At 56.5% G+C, this 18,782-nt stretch carries 17 protein-coding genes; 6 read left to right on the top strand and 11 right to left on the bottom strand.

All coding sequences use genetic code 11. The features are described from left to right. The first annotated feature begins 248 nt into the window (after nt 1–248). The gene (locus FPY71_RS16520; RefSeq protein ID WP_149301438.1) at nt 249–845 is read left to right on the top strand and encodes an HdeD family acid-resistance protein; all 597 of its coding nucleotides are present in this window, start codon (nt 249–251) and stop codon (nt 843–845) included. 65 nt (nt 846–910) lie between these two features. On the opposite strand, the gene FPY71_RS16515 is transcribed toward FPY71_RS16520, so the two are convergent. Beyond that, nucleotides 911–1,669: an SDR family NAD(P)-dependent oxidoreductase gene (locus FPY71_RS16515; protein ID WP_149301437.1), complete on the bottom strand. Its 759-nt coding sequence runs from the start codon at nt 1,667–1,669 to the stop codon at nt 911–913. A 151-nt stretch (nt 1,670–1,820) separates the two neighbouring features. Between FPY71_RS16515 and hrpB the strand changes: the two genes are divergently transcribed. Both hrpB and FPY71_RS16505 read left to right on the top strand, forming a co-directional pair. After that, nucleotides 1,821–4,262 carry an ATP-dependent helicase HrpB gene (hrpB, locus tag FPY71_RS16510; RefSeq protein WP_149301436.1) on the top strand — a complete coding sequence of 814 codons (2,442 nt, stop codon included), beginning with the start codon at nt 1,821–1,823 and terminating at the stop codon, nt 4,260–4,262. Between the two features lie 206 nt (nt 4,263–4,468). After that, nucleotides 4,469–5,044 (top strand): ActR/PrrA/RegA family redox response regulator transcription factor, encoded by a 576-nt coding sequence (locus FPY71_RS16505; RefSeq protein ID WP_149301435.1) that lies wholly within the window; start codon nt 4,469–4,471, stop codon nt 5,042–5,044. Nucleotides 5,045–5,084: 40 nt separating this feature from the next. Here FPY71_RS16505 and FPY71_RS16500 read toward each other — a convergent pair whose 3' ends face one another. Continuing rightward, complete coding sequence (locus FPY71_RS16500) at nt 5,085–5,426, bottom strand: hypothetical protein (RefSeq protein ID WP_149301434.1); 342 nt, start codon at nt 5,424–5,426, stop codon at nt 5,085–5,087. Between the two features lie 165 nt (nt 5,427–5,591). Between FPY71_RS16500 and FPY71_RS16495 the strand changes: the two genes are divergently transcribed. Together FPY71_RS16495 and FPY71_RS16490 are read left to right on the top strand one after the other, a co-directional pair. Next, complete coding sequence (locus tag FPY71_RS16495; protein WP_149301433.1) at nt 5,592–6,794, top strand: iron-containing alcohol dehydrogenase; 1,203 nt, start codon at nt 5,592–5,594, stop codon at nt 6,792–6,794. Between the two features lie 16 nt (nt 6,795–6,810). Continuing rightward, nucleotides 6,811–8,274: an NAD-dependent succinate-semialdehyde dehydrogenase gene (locus FPY71_RS16490; RefSeq protein WP_149301432.1), complete on the top strand. Its 1,464-nt coding sequence runs from the start codon at nt 6,811–6,813 to the stop codon at nt 8,272–8,274. Nucleotides 8,275–8,443: 169 nt separating this feature from the next. On the opposite strand, the gene FPY71_RS16485 is transcribed toward FPY71_RS16490, so the two are convergent. The 5 genes from FPY71_RS16485 to FPY71_RS16465 all read right to left on the bottom strand — a co-directional run bounded on the left by FPY71_RS16485 (nt 8,444) and on the right by FPY71_RS16465 (nt 13,280). Beyond that, nucleotides 8,444–9,694, bottom strand: a complete 1,251-nt coding sequence (locus tag FPY71_RS16485) for an FtsX-like permease family protein (RefSeq protein WP_149301431.1) — start codon at nt 9,692–9,694, stop codon at nt 8,444–8,446. Next, entirely contained in the window at nt 9,691–10,377 is a 687-nt protein-coding gene (locus FPY71_RS16480) for an ABC transporter ATP-binding protein (RefSeq protein ID WP_149301430.1), read from the bottom strand. Before FPY71_RS16480 ends, FPY71_RS16485 begins: the two co-directional genes overlap by 4 nt. A 5-nt stretch (nt 10,378–10,382) precedes the next feature. After that, nucleotides 10,383–10,838: a hypothetical protein gene (locus FPY71_RS16475; RefSeq protein WP_149301429.1), complete on the bottom strand. Its 456-nt coding sequence runs from the start codon at nt 10,836–10,838 to the stop codon at nt 10,383–10,385. 78 nt (nt 10,839–10,916) lie between these two features. Next, nucleotides 10,917–12,671, bottom strand: a complete 1,755-nt coding sequence (locus tag FPY71_RS16470; protein ID WP_149301428.1) for an alkaline phosphatase — start codon at nt 12,669–12,671, stop codon at nt 10,917–10,919. 102 nt (nt 12,672–12,773) lie between these two features. Continuing rightward, nucleotides 12,774–13,280 carry an MmcB family DNA repair protein gene (locus FPY71_RS16465; RefSeq protein WP_149301427.1) on the bottom strand — a complete coding sequence of 169 codons (507 nt, stop codon included), beginning with the start codon at nt 13,278–13,280 and terminating at the stop codon, nt 12,774–12,776. A 252-nt stretch (nt 13,281–13,532) separates the two neighbouring features. On the opposite strand from FPY71_RS16465, the gene FPY71_RS16460 reads away from it, so the two are divergent. After that, nucleotides 13,533–14,306 (top strand): L,D-transpeptidase, encoded by a 774-nt coding sequence (locus FPY71_RS16460; RefSeq protein ID WP_188052391.1) that lies wholly within the window; start codon nt 13,533–13,535, stop codon nt 14,304–14,306. A 186-nt stretch (nt 14,307–14,492) separates the two neighbouring features. Here the strand turns inward: FPY71_RS16460 and FPY71_RS16455 are convergent, their stop codons facing one another. The 4 genes from FPY71_RS16455 to FPY71_RS16440 all read right to left on the bottom strand — a co-directional run bounded on the left by FPY71_RS16455 (nt 14,493) and on the right by FPY71_RS16440 (nt 18,670). Continuing rightward, nucleotides 14,493–14,897, bottom strand: a complete 405-nt coding sequence (locus tag FPY71_RS16455) for a VOC family protein (RefSeq protein WP_149301426.1) — start codon at nt 14,895–14,897, stop codon at nt 14,493–14,495. Nucleotides 14,898–15,003: 106 nt separating this feature from the next. Continuing rightward, nucleotides 15,004–17,178, bottom strand: a complete 2,175-nt coding sequence (locus tag FPY71_RS16450; protein ID WP_149301425.1) for a malate synthase G — start codon at nt 17,176–17,178, stop codon at nt 15,004–15,006. Nucleotides 17,179–17,434: 256 nt separating this feature from the next. Next, nucleotides 17,435–17,701, bottom strand: coding sequence for a hypothetical protein (locus FPY71_RS16445; RefSeq protein ID WP_149301424.1), 267 nt, complete (start codon nt 17,699–17,701; stop codon nt 17,435–17,437). 141 nt (nt 17,702–17,842) lie between these two features. After that, the gene (locus FPY71_RS16440) at nt 17,843–18,670 is read right to left on the bottom strand and encodes a lytic murein transglycosylase (protein WP_246160643.1); all 828 of its coding nucleotides are present in this window, start codon (nt 18,668–18,670) and stop codon (nt 17,843–17,845) included. Nucleotides 18,671–18,782 lie beyond the last annotated feature (112 nt).

Here is an 18,782-nt window from a genome sequence, read left to right as displayed (position 1 = left end):
CACAGGGTCAGGCAATCGCAATTCCTGAACGGTTTTCAGCAAGAAGAACGGGGCAGAGCACAGGCGCTTTTAAACCAGGCGTGAAAAGTTCTGAACATCAAGGCATTTCCCGTTGAAGGCAAAGCGCTTCAGCGGGTGGGTAATGCGGCAAAACAAAGCATCAGGCATTTCGGCTGATCGAAAGATCACATGAAAGGCTCTGGTTGATTGGCGGAGCAGCTTCTGCTCCTTTGAAAAGGACACAAGCGATGACAGTTCCTGCAGATGGTTCATTTCAATCCACGGCAGAAAGACTTCAACAAGACTTTCGTCGGCAAATGCATGATCATTGGAAGGCTTATGCTTTTCAAGGTGCGCTGATGCTCATCGTCGGCATTCTGGCATTGGTTGCACCTTTTGCGGCCACTTTGGCCTCAACCCTGTTTTTCGGCTGGCTGCTGATCATTGGTGGCATTTTCGGCATTGTCGGCGCTTTTCAGGCGCGCAAGCACGCCGGTTTCTGGTCCAGCCTTGCACTTGCGGTTCTGGTAACAATACTTGGCTTTGTTATTGTCTATGATCCTTTCGCCGGGGCCATTACGCTGACCTGGATGCTGGCCACCTATTTCATCATCTCGGCGTTTCTGGAATTTGCTCTGGCGCGCGCATTCACCGGCAGCAAGGCCGGCAAATGGGGGTTGATCCTCACCGGTATTCTAAACCTTGGACTGGCAATTCTGCTTATTCTTGGTTTGCCGGGAACGGCAATCTGGGCCGTTGGCGTCTATCTTGGCATTTCCTTCATCTTTTCCGGCACGGGCCTTTTGTTCGGCGCGTTGGAAGCCCGCAAAGATAGCGCGGCGTAAAACATCTGCCGTTGAAGCAGTGCGTTGCGGATGGTCTTTCGATCCGATGCAACGCACTTGGGCCGTTAAACGTGCTGGCCACCATTGATGTGGATTTCGGCGCCATTCACATAAGATGACTGGCCTGAACTGAGGAAGAAAATGATATCGGCAACTTCCGCTGTTTTGCCCAGTCGGCGCATCGGAATGGTTTCGACGATCTTGTCTGTGCCCGGAGAAAGAATGGCAGTGTCAATCTCCCCGGGCGCAATCGCGTTAACGCGGATGCCCGCAGGGCCAAAATCTGCCGCCATCTCCCGCGTGAGGGAGGCCAATGCGGCCTTGGACGTTGCATAGGCTGTACCGGCAAAGGGATGCACCCGGCTGCCAACAATCGATGTCACATTGACAACCGAACCCCCTGCCTGCCGCAATTCGGTATAGAGGCCGCGCGCCAGCATGATGGGGGCAAAGAAGTTCACCTGAAACACATCGCGCCAGACATGCATGGGGGTGCGAATGGAATCCATCCGCGAGCCACCTTCCATCTTGGGTGAAATCGCCGCATTGTTGACGAGCGCGTCCAGCCTGCCGCCATTATCTTCCAGGCGGCGTCGAATTTCGGATATTGCGTGGCCAATATCGTCCGAATTGGCAAGGTCCACTCGAATATGGTCTTCCGGCCCGGCCGGCCACGGACAATCGTTGGAAAAATCCTGCCGTGAGCATGTGATCACCCGCCACCCCTCACGCGAGAAGCGTTTGACAGTCGCGTGGCCTATCCCGCGGGAGGCCCCGGTCAACACCAGCGTTCGCCGCGCATCTTTCACTTGATTGTCAGACATCGATTTTCCCACCAATAAACTCACCTTTTAATCGCAGATAAGGGCAAGAGAGAGAAGCTGTATCTTGGCGAAATGCGAATTGGCTTTGACGTCACTGTGCGAAACGGCCAATTGGGGTAGGATTACTGCCTGCAACATTTGAGAATGTATCATGTCTGACTTGCCCGTAACGGCTATTTTGCCGCAGCTTGACACTGTGCTGAAGCAACAGGGCAAGGCTGTTCTGGTTGCGCCGCCGGGTGCGGGAAAAACCACCCTGGTGCCACTGTTCCTGAAAGACCGACCCTATAGTTCCGGCCGCATTTTGCTGGTTGAGCCACGCCGAATTGCAGCGCGTGCTGCCGCTTCCCGAATGGCATTCCTGCTGAATGAGACAGTGGGGGAAACAGTCGGCTGGCGAATGCGGCTGGACACTCGAATTTCGGACCGCACCCGCATCGAAGTCATCACCGAAGGCGTTTTTACGAGAATGGTGCTGGCAGACCCCGACCTTGCGGGCGTTTCAGCCATTTTGTTCGACGAGTTTCACGAACGTTCACTGGATGCCGATCTTGGGCTGGCATTGGCGCTGGATGTGCAGGCTGCCCTGCGCAATGATCTGAAAATCGTGATCATGTCTGCAACACTGGATGGCGCACGAATTGCCAGCCTGCTGGACAATGCCGCAGTTATAGAAAGCAGTGGGCGCAGTTTTCCTGTCAATATTGAGCATCGTGACCGCAGTGGCACCGTACGCATTGAAGACAGCGTTGCCGCGGCTGTTCGTGACGCCCTGGCCAGTCAGGCCGGCAGCATATTGGCCTTTCTGCCGGGGCAAGCCGAAATCCTGCGCGTCAAAGAGCGTCTGGAGCCGAGCCTGCCTGCCAACATTATATTGGCACCTTTATACGGCGCAATGGACAGTGCGGGGCAGGATCTGGCTATCCGCCCTGCACCGCACGGGCAGCGCAAGGTGGTGCTGGCGACATCAATTGCCGAAACCTCCATCACAATAGATGGCGTGAACACCGTCATTGATAGCGGCCTTGCCAGAAGACCGGTTTTTGAACCGGCGACTGGCCTTTCGCGGCTGGAAACCGTGCGGGTTTCCAAAGCGGCAGCAGATCAGCGCGCCGGACGCGCGGGACGAACCGCACCCGGCACGGCCATCCGGCTTTGGCATTCGGGGCAAACGGCGGCCTTGCCGCCTTTCGACCCGCCGGAAATTCTGTCCACCGACCTGTCGGGCCTGATACTCGACTGCGCCGCGTGGGGCGTAACAGACCCTGCCAGCCTGACATTTCTGGACAAACCGCCAGAAGCCGCGTTGAACGAAGCGCGCAATCTGCTTTTGCAACTGGGAGCCATCGATGCCACAGGGCGGTTGACCCCGCGCGGCGTGGCGGTGCGCGATCTGGCTTTGCCGCCGCGCCTCGGCACAATGGTAGCGCGGGCCGCTGAGGGAGCACCCAGACAATTGGCGGCAGAACTGGCCATTGTGCTGACAGAGCGGGGCCTGGGTGGCAATGATCCTGACCTGATGGAACGCCATCGCCGTTTCAGGACCGACCGCTCACCTCGGGCAAAGGCGGCATTGGGGCTGGCGCAAAGACTTGCCAGGCAAAAACTGCCTGCAGGCGACGTCGACCATGCAGACGGCGCGGTGCTGCTGACTTTGGCTTACCCGGACCGAATAGCTCTTGCGCGGGGTGCACGCGGACATTTTCTTTTGTCCAATGGGCGGGGCGGCGTGGTTGATGAAGCCTGGACTTTGGCGGATGCACCGGCTTTGGTGGTGGCGGAGCTACAGGGACAGGCCAGAACAGGACGCATCCACGCCGCGGCGGCCATGCGCCGCGATATTCTGGAATCCGTGCTTGCACCGCATATAACTGAAGAAGAGCGCGTTGCTTTCGACACTACCACCCGCAGTGTGCGTGCGAGACGCGTGCGTTTGCTTGGCCGGGCCATGCTGGCCGAGACACCGTTGGCCAATCCAGCTCCGGCAGCCATTGCTGATGCGCTGATCCAGGGCATTCGCCAGCTTGGCGTGGAAGCCTTGCCGTTTGACAAGGGTGGCGAGCGTCTTCTGGGCCGGCTGGCCTTCCTGCACGAAACAGTGGGCGCGCCATGGCCCGATATGTCGACAGGCGCGTTGAGTGACAGTCTGGAAGACTGGCTGATGCCGTTTCTGCCAGGTCTTCAGAAATTCGCTGAAATCAGCCCCGCCGTGTTGGCCGATGCGCTTCTGGCAAGAGTGCCAGCCAACCTTGCCCGGCGGCTGGACACGATTGCACCATCACATTTCGAAGCTCCGACGGGCAACAGGCTGCCGCTGCGCTATGAAAACGGGCAGGCGATCCTGGCCATCCGTGTTCAGGAGTTGTTCGGGTTGGTCGAGCACCCTGCTATTGCCGATGGTATGCTGCCCTTGACCCTGGAACTGTTGTCGCCCGCTCATCGTCCCATACAGATCACACGGGATCTGCCGGGATTTTGGGCTGGTTCGTGGCGCGACGTTCGGGCAGATTTGCGAGGGCGCTACCCCAAGCATGAATGGCCGGAAGACCCGGCCCGGGCAGTGGCCACCGCAAGAGCCAAACCACGCCGATAAACAGCGTGTAATGTTGGATGTCAAAGAATAATAAAAATCCTTAATTCTTTGTTTTATTTAAAATTATTGATCGTCACGATGTCACACAAATTTGCGGTATCCAGCCTAGAAATGTTGTAGAAAATTCATCTCGAAGTTTGATTTCTCGCAACCCTTAGATACATTCGTTCGTTGTACCCAGCACAATTGCTCGGGAGACCGTATGGATGAATCTAGAGACACCTATCACCGAAACGCGGCCGCTGCGAATTCCGGGGAACGATCCCTCGATGCTGATCGTGGATAGTGATCACGGTTTCGCACAGCGACTCGGCCGCATAATGGAACAGCGCGGTTTTCATCCGAGGCTGGTGTCTACCCTGCACGACGCTATGGCCGAGGTTACGACCTCGCCACCCGGTTTTGCATTGGTAGATCTTCGTCTGCCGGATGGAAGCGGCCTGGAAGTGGTGACTGCGCTTCATGAAAAACGCCCGACGGCCAGTATTGTTGTGTTGACCGCCTATGGCAACATCGCGACAGCTGTGTCGGCGGTGAAGAAAGGCGCTGTTGATTATTTGTGCAAGCCTTCATCGACGGATGATATTTTGTCGGCATTGCTGCAGAATAATGAAAGCCGCGCTGTGCCGCCGGACAATCCCATGTCGGCCGACCGGGTTCGCTGGGAGCATATTCAGCGCATTTTCGAGTTGTATGGCCACAATGTTTCGGAAACCGCCCGCCGGCTATCCATGCATCGCCGGACTTTGCAACGGATCCTGGCCAAAAACGCTCCGCGTTAGGCGGGCTGCTCTGGCGGTCAGCCCACCCGTGGCCCTTGGTTCAACCGCCTTTTACAAAAAATTCGCGCTCAAACTGAAAGCAGTTGGCTGCTTGAACGGTCCATGTGATGAAACATGGCATGAAATGCCAAGCCACCGTTTCTGACGCGCGTTTTGATAGCGGCCGAAAAATGTGCCAATTCATTGCTTTCTGCACAGACTGTTCGGGCAATTCCATTATCGGCAGTATCCCATTGTGAGAATGGGCATTTGTCTGAGAAATTTTTGAACAGGGCATTTTACTGAGGCAGGCATCGTGCCGGGCCGCGGAGCCGCTGCGCACTATCAAATGTTGATTGCCGACCAGGCTCTCCGGGTCCACCTTATCCTGCTTTTCATGCACTCCTTATTGCCACTTGGAATTTGTCGGGTTCAATGTTGACATAGCTGAAGCTGTTGCCGATAGAATACCTGGACAAATACGATATCGTATACGATTCCATTGATATCCGGCGGAAATTCTTGTCAGTGTCAGCAGAATCCTGAGTCGGCAGAGGAGAGGTTCGGCATGACGCTATTCGGCACCATGAGAGCACCGCGGGAGCTGATTTTCGGTTCTGGCCAACGAGGTTCTCTTGGTCTCATCGCATCAAAGCTCGGACAACGTGCGCTGGTGGTGACCGATGAAAGGCTTGCCGCTGACCCGGACCTTCTGGCAATGGTGCAGCAATTGGAAGACGCAGGCTTGGCCACCCGGGTCGACAGCTCGACCCTGCCGGATGTTCCGGTGGAGTCAGCAATCGCCAGCAGCAACGCAGCGCGCAATTTTGCGCCTGATCTCATCATCGGCATTGGAGGTGGCTCCTGCCTCGACATGGCGAAATGCATTGCCGTGCTGCTGACACATGGCGGGCGACCGCAGGATTACTACGGCGAATACAATGTTCCCGGGCCGGTCATGCCGATCATCGCCATTCCCACCACATCAGGCACAGGGTCCGAGGTCACTCCTGTGGCAGTGGTGTCGGATGCGGAGCGCAGCCTCAAGGTTGGAATTTCCAGCCCGTACATTATTCCCACTGCATCGATCTGTGATCCTGATCTGACTCTGAGCTGCCCTCCCGGCCTGACAGCGATTGCCGGTGCGGACGCGCTGACCCACGCTATTGAAGCTTTGACAACGCTGCGTCGCGAACCAATCGCCGGACTTTCGCAGGAGCGGGTTTTCATCGGCAAAAACGCCATGTCCGACCAGTTCGCTCTGCAGGCAATTTCACTTTTGTGGCAGGGTCTGGAAGCCGCCTGCACGAATGGCAAGGACAGTGAGGCGCGCGAAAAGGTGATGATGGGCGCCACACTTGCGGGCCTTGCCTTCGGCGTCGCAGGCGTTGCGGCCGCACATGCGATTCAGTACCCCGTTGGCGCTCTTACCCACACCGCGCACGGTGCCGGCGTTGCGTGCATGCTGCCCTATGTCATGCGGTGGAACGCACCAGCCATTGCGCCGGAACTTGCCAGGATTGCCGGCGTGACCGGCTTGGGCAGTGCCGATGAGGTGATACCCGCTGTGGAAGCGCTGCTGGCGAAAATCGGCATTCCGCCAACGCTGCGTGATCTCGGATTGGATGAAGGCAGCATTGACTGGGTTGCCGAACAGAGTTGCGGCATTGCGCGGCTTATCCAGAACAATCCCCGCCCCCTGCCTCTGCCTGACATGCGCAAACTCGTCACTGCCGCCTTCAAAGGCGACGCCTCCCTGCTCGATAAATAGTCCAAGGACCGAATCTATGACTCTGCATACGAAACTTTCCGGCTACAGCGACCCTGCCCTCCATGCGAACGGCCTCTATATTGCCGGCAAATGGCATAAGGGTTCCGGAATTCCGGTCATTGACCCATCCACCGGCAATGTACTTGCAGAGGTTGCCGATGCGAGTGTTGAGGATGCGTTGAGCGCCGTGGACGCTGCTGAAGCGGCCGCACCGGGCTGGCGTGCAACTCCACCTCGCAAGCGGGCCGAAATACTGCGCCGCTGGTTTCACTTGATGAGCGACCACGCCGAAGAACTGGCCACGCTGATATCGCTGGAAAATGGCAAGGCGCTGCCTGATGCCCGCGGCGAACTGGCCTATGCTGCCGAGTTTTTTCGCTGGTATGCCGAGCAGGCAACCCAAATTCCGGGCGAGTATCGGCACACACCTTCAGGCTCGCACAACATTCTTGTTGACCACGAGGCCATTGGCATCTCCGTCCTGATCACGCCCTGGAATTTTCCTGCCGCCATGGCAACGCGCAAAATTGGCCCGGCACTGGCTGCCGGCTGCACCGTCATTCTCAAACCGGCGTCGGAAACGCCGCTGACTGCCTATGCCATGGCACGGCTTGGTGCGGAAGCAGGCGTGCCTGCTGGTGTGGTCAATGTGCTCACCACCACCAAACCCGGCCGCGTCACCAATGCCATGTTGGCTGATCCACGCGTTCGCAAATTGTCTTTCACTGGTTCAACCGGCATCGGCAGAGTGCTTCTGGCAGAAGCGGCAAAAACTGTGGTCAGTTGCTCGATGGAACTGGGTGGCAATGCCCCCTTTGTGGTGTTTGACGATGCTGATCTGGAAGCGGCACTTGATGGTGCCATGGTGGCCAAGATGCGCAATGCGGGTGAAGCCTGCACCGCAGCCAACCGCTTTTACGTACAGGCGGGCATTCACAATGCATTTGTGAAGGGCCTGACCGAGCGGATGGCCGCGCTAAAAATTGGCACTGGCTATGATCCTGAAACGCAATGCGGTCCGATGATCACCCAGAAGGCAGTGCAGAAAATCGATCAGCTGGTTTCAGATGCGATCAAGCTTGGTGCGCAGGCCACGACGGGTGGCGCACCCCTGCCCGGCAGTGGTTATTTCTACCCGCCAACCGTGCTGCAGAACGTTCCGGTCCACGCCGCAATCGCTCACGAGGAAATATTTGGTCCGGTGGCTCCGGTCTACAAGTTTGAAACCGAGGAACAGGCAATCGGCCTTGCCAACGATACGGAGTATGGTCTTGCAGCCTATATCTATTCCGGTGATCTGAAACGCGCGATGCGGGTCGGCAAAGATGTTGAGGCTGGCATGCTGGGCATTAACCGTGGCCTGATGTCAGATCCGGCGGCGCCATTTGGCGGCGTGAAGCAGAGCGGGCTTGGCCGTGAAGGCGGTGTAACGGGCATTCTGGAATTCATGGAAGCGAAATATTACGCCGTCGAGTTCTAAGGGCTCAGAAGCAAGGCAGGGCCTTTTGCGCACTCTCGTGCATTTGGAAAAGGCTCCGCCTGCCGTATTCCCGCTTGGAATATCGGGTTGAACCGACCCGCTTCAAAGGCAGTACAGTGCGCCAGAAAGTGCTGGAGCGTTACGGTTGATTGAAGAACACGTAAAAAGCCTATGACCGCAGCGCTTCTGCCGGCGACTGCCGGTAAACCAGGACTGATGGCACCGCAGCAATGACGCCCGCGAACGTCACAAGCAGCAGAACATAGCGGAAATCTTCCCGGTGCGATTCTATTGGCAGCCTCATACCGTTCTGCGCTGCAAAGACGGAAGACATAAGCTGCGCACCTTGCCAGCCCAACAACAGCCCAAGCGCAATTCCGGCAAGAACAAGAATGGAAAGCTGACCCCATATCAGCGCAAAGACTGCATGTGCGGGTGCGCCAAAAGCTCGAAGCGCGCCAATCTGCCGCCGTCGCTGGCCAATATGCAAAACCGCCACCAGAACCAGTGCCGCGGCCACAATACCCTGTGTTACCCCTGTTACTGCCAGAAGCACGGTTCTGGCATCTCCCAATGTCGCATATAGCCGGGTCAGGACCTCTGCCGGAAACACTGCCTGTGTTTCGCCATTTCTGTAGCTTTGCCGCAACCGATAGGCATCAGCAATGGAGGTTGGGCGAACGACGATTGCCGGAACCCCTGCACTGTAGGAAGAAAAACTTTCATTGATTGGCGCAGCCGGGTCAAAGCCGGCATGATCATGCCCATCTTCATGACTGGCTTCGTTATGGCTGTGCTCATCATGGTCATGGTTATGCTCACCCATGCCATGCACAGCCCAAACAGAGGCAATCGGCACCAGAATAGCCCGGTCCCAAACCGTACCGGTTTCTGGCATGCGGCCGACAATCGTGTATTCAACCTCGGCATGAGCCTCACCCGGCAGCCCCGCCGCACCATGGATCGGCGTAACCGTGCTGCCCGACAGCGCAACGGACGAACCAATCACCGCCTCCCCCAGTGTTGCGAATGACCGACCCTCGGCAAGTTGCGGGGCAAGCACGGAGACAAGCGCCGTTGTGGTGCCAACAATCGGATAATCGCGATAGGAATCACCAAAGCCAACGGGAGCGGCCATTGCGACACCCTGATCTTGCGTCAGATCATGCAATACGTGGCCATCGACCAGTGGCAAAGGCGATGGTTGTAAAAACACCGTAGAGAGAACAAGTTGCGTATCGCTACCCGGTGCACCGACCACAATATCAAACTTGTCTGCCGCACGGGCACTTCCCAGGCGAAGGGCACGCTCCTGCAACGTTACGGCGACACCTAGCCCAACGGAAAGAGCAACCAGCAGCACTATCACGAGACTGCCAGCCCAGTGCCGTCGAAGATCAGCTCCGATAAAACCCATCATTCTGCGGCCACCCGCTCGCCTTGCGGAGCAAAAACTCCGTCTTGAATGCGCAAATGCCGGTCCAGCCGCTGCACCAGACGGTCATCATGCGAAACAGCAATCAATGTAGTTCCATTGATTGCGGTCAGCTCCAGCAGCAAATCCGCCACCAGCGTCCCGCTTTCGCTGTCCAGACTGGCGGTTGGCTCATCCGCAACCACAACTCCTGGCTTGCGCAGCAAAGCCCTGGCAACCGCCACACGCTGCATTTCCCCGCGCGACAGGCCATTTGCCAGTTGCGAAGGCCGGTTGATGCGCACCTTACTCAGAAGGCCCAAGGCTGTTTCCTTCAACCCACCCGACATCACGCCTGCAAGTCGGGCGGGCAGCAGCACATTTTCCATTGCCGAAAGACCGGGAAACAAATGAAATTCCTGCATGACAAGGCCGATATTTGCGCCACGCCATTGATCACGCTTGCGTTCCGGCAGGGTTGCCAGATTGCATTCATTCCACCGCACCGTTCCATGCACCACGCGCTCAAGCCCGGTGATGGCGTTCACAAACGTGCTTTTTCCAGATCCTGACGGCCCGGTTATTGCAACGCGCGACCCCGGCGCGATTGCCAGATGCCGTACGGACAATGCTGGCGCATTCATGCCGGCAAATCGCATTTCCAGTCCATCGATTTCCAGCCCCAGCATCGGCCCTAGACCTCTTTGAAACTGGCTTGCCGCAACCGCAACAGGCTCAGGAAGCCCGTATCCGGATCACGCCATGGCCCATATTCAAGCACCCCGGAAGCCTCAATAGGGCGGTTGAACTGTACAAAGGTCTGTTGGCGATTCAGATACACCACCAGAATGTTGTCCGGCCAATCTGCGTCGGTTGAACAGAAAGGGCAGAGCGCCATGGGAATTTCTGTCAGCACAAAAAAATCCGACTCTGCCTTCAGCGGCGGCGCCATAAATCCCGCGATCGAGGTCGTTTGACCCGACAACTGCTTGACCTTTTCTGAAAACTCCAGGCCCAGCACGCCAAAGCTGGCATAAAGCTCGTCAAACCCCAATTGTGAATTGGCCTTTGCTTCAGGCACTCCTGCCCAAGCCAGTGGCACAGCACCCATCAACCCAAGTGCTGCTCTGCGTGTCAGATATGCCGTCATCACCGTGCCGATTTCCTAACAATGCATTTGCGAAAAGGGGCGACGGTTTGCACCGTCGCCCCCTCTTTTCAATCCGCGTCAGTTTTTCTGATTGACGCCAAGCGCCAGAACATCGGCCATGACCCGGTAAACATCGCTCTGTTCCATGTAACCACGGAAATTTTCCGAGCCAGGACCGGTCGATTGCAGCACAACATCGTCTACCGCATGCACGCCACTGTCGCCGCTGCGCGGAATATTGCCTTCCCGCAGCACTGCCCCCGGAACGTCCTTATAGGCTTCGTTGGCAACATACTGTTTCTGCTCGTTCTGAATGGCCGGGGTGAAAGGGCCATCCAGCTTGGGGCGGAAAGTTTCGTAATAATCCGGGTGGTTGTTGGCAAACATTGCCAGACGACGCGTAGGGTCAATCCTGTCCGGATAGCCATCGCCATTCTCGTCTGTGTAATTAGGGAATCCGGCATCTGCATAGGTGCCGACCTTCTCGCGCATGTCATCGCCCGCAATTTCATCATCCACCGTGCCGATAATCGACACGCCATGCGTGTGGTCGCCCGTGACAACAATCAGCGTGTCGGGATTTTCGGCAGCAAACTCGCGGGCAACGCCGATGGCCTTGTCGAACTCGATCGTATCAACAAGTGCGCGGTCCCAATCCAGCGGGTGCGACATTTTATCGATATTGGCAGCCTCGACGACGAGCACAAAACCGGCAGTGTTTTTGGACAGACGATCAAGCGCAACTTCTGTCATTGCGACCAGGCCGGGCTGAGCCGGAAACTTGTCGACTGTGCCTTTTTTCAGCATTTCGCGGTCCAGAGTGGTGTCCATATTGCCGGTGTGAAACAGGCCCAGCAATTTCTGGTCAGCATCGCCTGCCGCTGCCAGCTCTTCCTTGTCCAGAACGAGCTGGTAGCCAGCGTCGCGGAACATGGTGACATAATCATTATCGTCCTTGCGCTTGGAACCGGGTGTCTGCTGCGGCAGGAAGTAGGCAGAGCCGCCGCCCATCAGAACCTCGGGGCCGGCATCGAACAACATGGCGGTGATTTCGGCCTTGTCGCCGCGCTTGCGGGTGTGTGCCGCAACAGCCGCCGGTGTCGCGTCCTGCAACTCTGATGTCGTGACCACGCCAATGGCTTTGTTGGTCTGGCGACGCAGCGCCTCTGCCAATGTTTCAACCTTCGGATCATCCAGGCTGTCTGGCGTGCGATCTGCATAAACACCAAGCGCATTAACAGCGGACTTATGGCCCGTCATATAAGCCGACATAGTGTTTGCACTGTCGGTTGCAATGGAGCTGGTGGACGATGTACCGATAAACGCCATGCGGTCCAGTTCGTCCATGTTCAGACGACCATTGGCTTTGCCATCGCTCATGCCCTTTGACATGATGCGCGCGCCGGTGCGGTGCGCAACGGACAGCCCGTCACCTACCAGAAATATGATGTTTTTGACGGCCGGTTCGTTGGCAGTGCCGTAAACTTCCCAAGTCACCGAAGCCGTTTCGGACCCGGCAGAAACCTCCACCGTGTAATCGCCAGCATCTTCGATAATCAGGTCGCGCAACAGCAGCGCCGAGCCCAGAACGGCGTCATCTGCATCTTTTTCTTCCGCGACAAACTCAGCTTCCTTGCCGAACACTTCGGCATAGGGCTTGCCGTTGACAGTCACTGTGACATCCCCCGCCTGATGCACACCGTCCAGTTCGACTTTAAAGTCAAAGGGCGATCCGGCCAGAATGGTTGCGCGGTTAAGCGGATAGAGTGTGGCCGCCGCGGCAGGGCCTGCCAGCATGGTGGCAGCAGTGAGCGAAAGAAGCAGTTTTTTCATGGTGAACTCGCAGGGTTTCTTGAAAGGAGCGCCCCTCCCATAAACCCGCGCCATGACATTTAGTTGAACCGGAAGTTACAATTGCAATAAGCTCGCCATCACTCACACTGCCGTGTCGTCGGGCAAATCTGTCATGAATGGATTGGCCACCCATTCCGCAGTTTGCAAACGGTCGGCTGCCAGTCGGCCAAACCGCAAGGTCAGTGCCTTGCGTGTGGCGCCAGCCAGTTTGTGCTCCGGGGCCTCTCGAACAATTTCCGCCCAGTAGCCATCGGAAACAATCAGGCCGCATTCCTGCGGAAATATGTCCTGCGGCACCTCCGGATGGGTGGCAAAGTACAGCCGGTCACAATGCTGGCGATAATCCGGCCACTTTCTATCCATTCGAAAATCAGCAATCGAGGTCTTGATTTCCACAATCCAGAATTCGCCCCGGGCATCGAGGCACAGGAGGTCTGCCCGGCGGCCGGATGTCAGCGCAACTTCCGGTAATGATGAAAGTCCCTGCGCATTCATCAAACGTTGCACCCCGCGGCGCACCCGCATAGCCCGCGCCGACTGCCGCCCATCTATCAGCGGTTCATAGCTTTGCGTGGAGACAATCGGCATAGTCAGCGTCCATTGCTTGGCAGGAAGAGTTTGGCACCCATTTCGCAGCACATGACAGAACAGCCGTGCAAAACCGGTCATGTTGCACGCTATTCCAAGCTGTGCCCCAGGTGCAACAAGAGTTCGTTAACCATCTTCGGTTATCAATGAACCAATTGTCAGGGCCATTCGAACAAATTATCGATAAATCATCAGGTAAGCGCCGAATCGCCTGATTCCAGCCTGCCGGCTGCCAGTTTTGGACCCAATTTAATGTATTCACGTCAAGTCTTTCTCCCGCTGGCCGTTGCCTTCATGGCCCTTGGGCTCGCAGGCTGCAACACGACGGGCGATCGTGCCTCGATCAATCCCGGCGGCTCTCCTGTAGCGACGGCCTTTGCTTCGGAAAATTCGGTGCTTTCTGGCGGACCGCTCGGGCCGGTTGATGTACTGAGCTACGCAGCCGTTCAGGATGGTGGCTTCAACCTGCCAGCCATTCCGGTCGAGAAAATTGACCCGAAGTTTCTGCGTCAGCGCGTGGTCTACAACGGTGAAGGCTTTCCGGCGGGTACCGTTATTGTCGATACCGGCAGCCATTTTCTTTACGTCGTTGAATCGCGCGGCACAGCCATGCGTTACGGCATCGGCATCGGGAAGGCCGGGTTTTCCTGGTCTGGTGAAGCCTATGTGCGCGACAAGCAGCATTGGCCAAAATGGTTTCCGCCCAAGGAAATGATCGAGCGGCGGCCGGAACTGGCTCCCTATGGCAATGAAGTGGGCATGAATCCTGGCCTGCAGAACCCGCTTGGGGCACGCGCGGTTTACCTGTGGCAGGGCAACAAGGACACGCTGTACCGTCTACACGGCACGCCGGAATGGTGGTCGATAGGCAAATCCGTATCCTCCGGCTGCATCCGGCTGATGAATCAGGATGCGCTTGATCTTTATGAGCGTGTGCCGCTGAAGGCGCGGGTCATTGTTCTGATGCCGGGCGAAACGCTGAAGCAGAAGCGCGTTGCCGAAAGCCAGCAGCGCAAGGCCAGCTAAACGCAGGTTCTGGCAAGGCTGGACAGTTTCAAGGCGGGGGACCGCCATAGCCGGGCACTTCGGGGGAGGTGTCCGGCTATTTTTATACCCGGCAAACTGCATGAAGCGGTTGCCGCTGAATCATTTCCGTTTCAGCGACGGACAAAGAGCCAAATCTCAGGCAATCGAAGGATTGCCTGAAACTCCCTAGGATACAAAGGGATTGTAGGTTCCGAAATTCCACAAATGCCCTTCAAAATCCCGGCAGGAAAATTCGCGGCTGCCATAGGGTTTGTCGTGCAGTGGGAACACTACTTCCGCGCCAGAAGCAACCACACGCTCATAGAGAGCATCGGGGTTCTGAACGATGATATAGGCGCTTTGCGTTACACCACCCGCCTCATCCGGGGTGACCTGCGTTTCGCCAAATGCGTCATCCCGCACCGCGCCCAGCATGATCATACTGCCATCAAAGGAAAGTTCGGCATGAGCGATCGCGCCGTCTTCATCCTCCATCACCATTTCTGCCGAGAAGCCCAGAATTTCCGTCAGCCAGTCTATGGCTGTCTGCGGATCTCTGTAGCGCAGTGTCGGAATGATCTTAACATTCATAATACCCTCCCCACCAATTATGGCAGAGAGGGTAACTCAAATTACTGCAAAGGCTCAATGCTCTTGTGCCGTTGCAGCGATTTCGCTTCTACGGCGGCGCAACACTTCAGAGGCCAGCCGCTTGCGCCTTTTTTTCCAGGCGGCGACGGTGAAGAACCGGCTCCGTGTAGCCATTCGGCTGTTCCCGCCCCTTGATCACAAGATCAAGCGCAGCCTGAAACGCAATTGACTGATCGTAGTTCGGTGCCATCGGCTCGTAGCTGTCATCACCCGCGTTCTGCTCGTCAACAACCTTGGCCATGCGCTGCATTGTTTCCAGCACCTGAGCCTCGGTGACCACGCCATGATGCAGCCAATTGGCCATGTGCTGCGACGAAATGCGGCAGGTCGCCCGGTCTTCCATCAGGCCGACATTGTTGATGTCCGGCACCTTTGAACAACCAACGCCGGAGTTAACCCAGCGCACAACATAGCCCAGTATGCCCTGCGCATTGTTATCCAGTTCGGCCTGCACATCTTCCGGTGTCCAGTTTGGCCGAACGGCAACCGGAATTGTCAGAATATCGGCAAGAGTGGTGCGGCTTTTGCCCTCCAGTTCTGCCTGCCGATCTGCCACGGAAACCTGATGGTAGTGGGTGGCGTGCAACGTTGCGGCAGTGGGAGAAGGAACCCATGCTGTGTTGGCGCCGGCTTTGGGATGGCCGATTTTCTGCTCAAGCATCGCCGCCATCAGATCCGGCATCGCCCACATTCCCTTGCCAATCTGTGCATGGCCCTTCAACCCGCAGGCAAGACCGGTATCGACATTGCGATCCTCATAGGCCTTGATCCAGGTCGATGCTTTCATATCGCCCTTACGGATCATCGGCCCGAGTTCCATCGAGGAATGCATCTCATCACCCGTGCGGTCCAGAAAACCGGTGTTGATGAACACAACGCGCTTTTTGGCGGCGCGGATACATTCCTTCAAATTCACCGTCGTGCGGCGCTCTTCGTCCATAATGCCCATTTTCAGGGTGTTGGGCGAAAGCCCGAGCAATTGTTCCACACGGCTGAACAACTGGTCTGAAAACGCCACTTCGTCAGGTCCGTGCATCTTTGGCTTGACGATGTAGACAGAGCCGGCGCGAGAATTGACGGCTCCGCTTCTTTTCAGATCATGCATGGCAATCAGGGATGTGAAAACTGCATCCAGGATGCCCTCCGGCGCTTCCGACCCATCAGCCAGCAGCACCGCGGGATTGGTCATCAAGTGACCGACATTGCGGATCAGCATCAGGGAACGGCCAGGCAGAACAAGCTTTTCGCCATTGGGCGCAACATATTCCCGGTCCGGGTTGAGCGTACGGTTAACCGTCTGCCCGCCTTTTTCGAAGGTTTCCGACAAGTCGCCCTTCATCAGGCCAAGCCAGTTGCGATAAACAACCACCTTGTCTTCGGCATCAACCGCAGCGACTGAATCCTCACAATCCTGAATTGTCGTGACAGCGCTTTCCAGCACAACGTCGCTAATGCCCGCTGCATCGCCAGCACCAATGGTGGATGTGCGGTCGATGACCACATCGCTGTGCAGGCCATTGGTCACGAACAGCAGATTGGTTGCGGCATCAGGCGTGCCGCGATAGCCGGCAAATTGCTGCGGGCTTTTCAGCCCGGTGCTGCCGGATGCAAGAGCAACCGTCAAAGTGCCATTTGCAATTGAAAAGCCTTGCGCATCCTTCCAGGATGCATTGGCTAGCGGCACCGACTGATCCAGAAAATCACGCGCCCAGGCAATAACCTTTTCCCCGCGTTTTGGATTGTAGCCCCGGCCCTTTTCCGCTCCATCCGCCTCGCTGATTGCGTCGGTGCCGTACAGCGCGTCATAGAGCGAACCCCAGCGGCCGTTGGCAGCGTTCAGCGCATAACGCGCATTCATGACGGGCACCACAAGCTGCGGCCCGGCTATGGAGGCTATTTCAGCATCCACATTGGCGGTTTCAACGCTGAACGCGCCGCCTTCCGCAACAATGTAACCAATCTCACGGAGAAATTTCTCGTAGGCTTCTCCATCCACAGCTCCACCCTTTGCCTGGCGGCACCAGGCATCAACCTGTTTTTGCAGGTCGGTGCGAACAGCCAGCAATTCCTTGTTGCGGGGGGCCAGGTCATTCAAAATCGCTGCAAGCCCGGTCCAGAAAGCATCTGCGCTGATGCCTGTTCCCGGCAGGGCTTCTGTTTCGGCAAAGGTCTTCAGCTCTTGAGCAACCTTCAAACCTGCAACATCGCTGTAGTTCGACATGAATATTCGCCTCCGCACTGCAACACGGCCCCCACCCACCCGACTGGCCGGGAAAGGCTGTTGCACTTGAAACTGAAGGAAAGCCCTTCCGACATAGCGCCGGGATTGTCAAACACGAAAATTCGCAGACATGGAAATGTTCCAGAACAATGCTCGCCCCATCAGGCGATCAGGCTCAGGAACCAGTTTTGCCGCTGAGCGCAAAAGGCTGCCCTCGGCAGAGGAGGCTTGAAAGGAAACAAGTTCAAGCCCGATCTTATCTGTCTGCGCTGATGGCAGAATTAATGGACACGAGCGAAAGGCCACGGCGTTCCTGAACGGCCGGAAGACGCTCCAGCTCTACACCAAGTGTTTCGCAAGCCAGTTCTATTTTGCGAAGAATTTTTTCTGCCGCCTTGTCGACGAGCAGTGCTGCTTCCGAATGCCGGTCTCTGAGACAATCGGCAGCATGCGTTAGAGTATCAAGCGTTGCAAAATCACTTTCTATAGCGGGTGTCATCGAAAATTTTACTTGATCCGACATAGGTTCATCCTGAATACGACAATAGACTAGATTGTGTAGGACAACGCGCGAAGGCGGTGAAAAGTTGACTTGAATGCGAAAAAAATTCGCATTTTTAGTCAAAACTTCGTCACCGCCTGTCGTCAGAAAAGTTTCGTGTCGCTATTGAGCAAGCTGGCTGGCAAAAAGCGCAAGCGCCTTCTGGTAGACACCGGCCCGGTTCCAGTCACGCAGCCTGGCGAAGTTGGGCTGGCCTTCCATGTATCCAGCCCCTGGCCGCCAGCCATGCTGCCGCAGGAAGTTGGCAGTGGATGCCAGAACATCCGGCCGGGAGCGGATCAGATCCCGGCGGCCATCCCCATCAAAATCCACCGCATATTTCAGATAATTGGTTGCGAGAAACTGCGTCTGACCAATTTCGCCTGCCCATGCGCCCTTCATGTCTTCTGGGCGTTTGTCACCACGCTGGACAATCATCAACGCGGCATCCAGTTCAGCGGTGAAAAATTCCGACCGGCGGCAATCATAAGCCAACGTCGCCAAAGACCGGAAAATATTCATGTTGCCGGAATTGGCGCCAAAACCGGTTTCCATGCCCCAGATGGCGACAAGAATTTCCTTTGGCACGCCATATTGTTTTTCAATCGCGTTCAGCAGCCGGGCATTTTGCTGCATGATGGATTTGCCACGCTGCACAAATGAGGGTGGCGCACGACGCTTCATGAACTCGTCCAGCGACAGTCGGAATGAGCGCTGATTGCGATCCAGCCGAATGACTTCCGAATTGTAGGTCACGCCGTTCAAAGCCGCATTGGCTGTGCGGTTGGAAATTCCCCTGGCAGGGGCGTTGGTTTTGTAAGCGGCCAGCCAATTGTTGAAACCGGAAGCATCATTACCGCAGCTTTGCGCCAATGCGGGGCTGGCGATCAGCGCCGATGCAAGAATACCGCTCGCGCAGATATGCTTTACCCATTTGAACATGTTTGTCATTCCCGTCTTCTGAATCCAATGCTCAGATTGCATTATCGACGGTAAATACAACCAAAAGTTTTAAATTCGGTGCATTACACGAAACCGTGAGAGTTTAATTCCGCGCCATGCA

It is taken from the genome of Aureimonas fodinaquatilis (genome assembly GCF_008369445.1).
In the GTDB taxonomy this organism is placed as follows: domain Bacteria; phylum Pseudomonadota; class Alphaproteobacteria; order Rhizobiales; family Rhizobiaceae; genus Aureimonas; species Aureimonas fodinaquatilis.
Note: the sequence above shows the minus strand (reverse complement) of the source record. Positions and strands in the feature narration are given on the sequence as shown.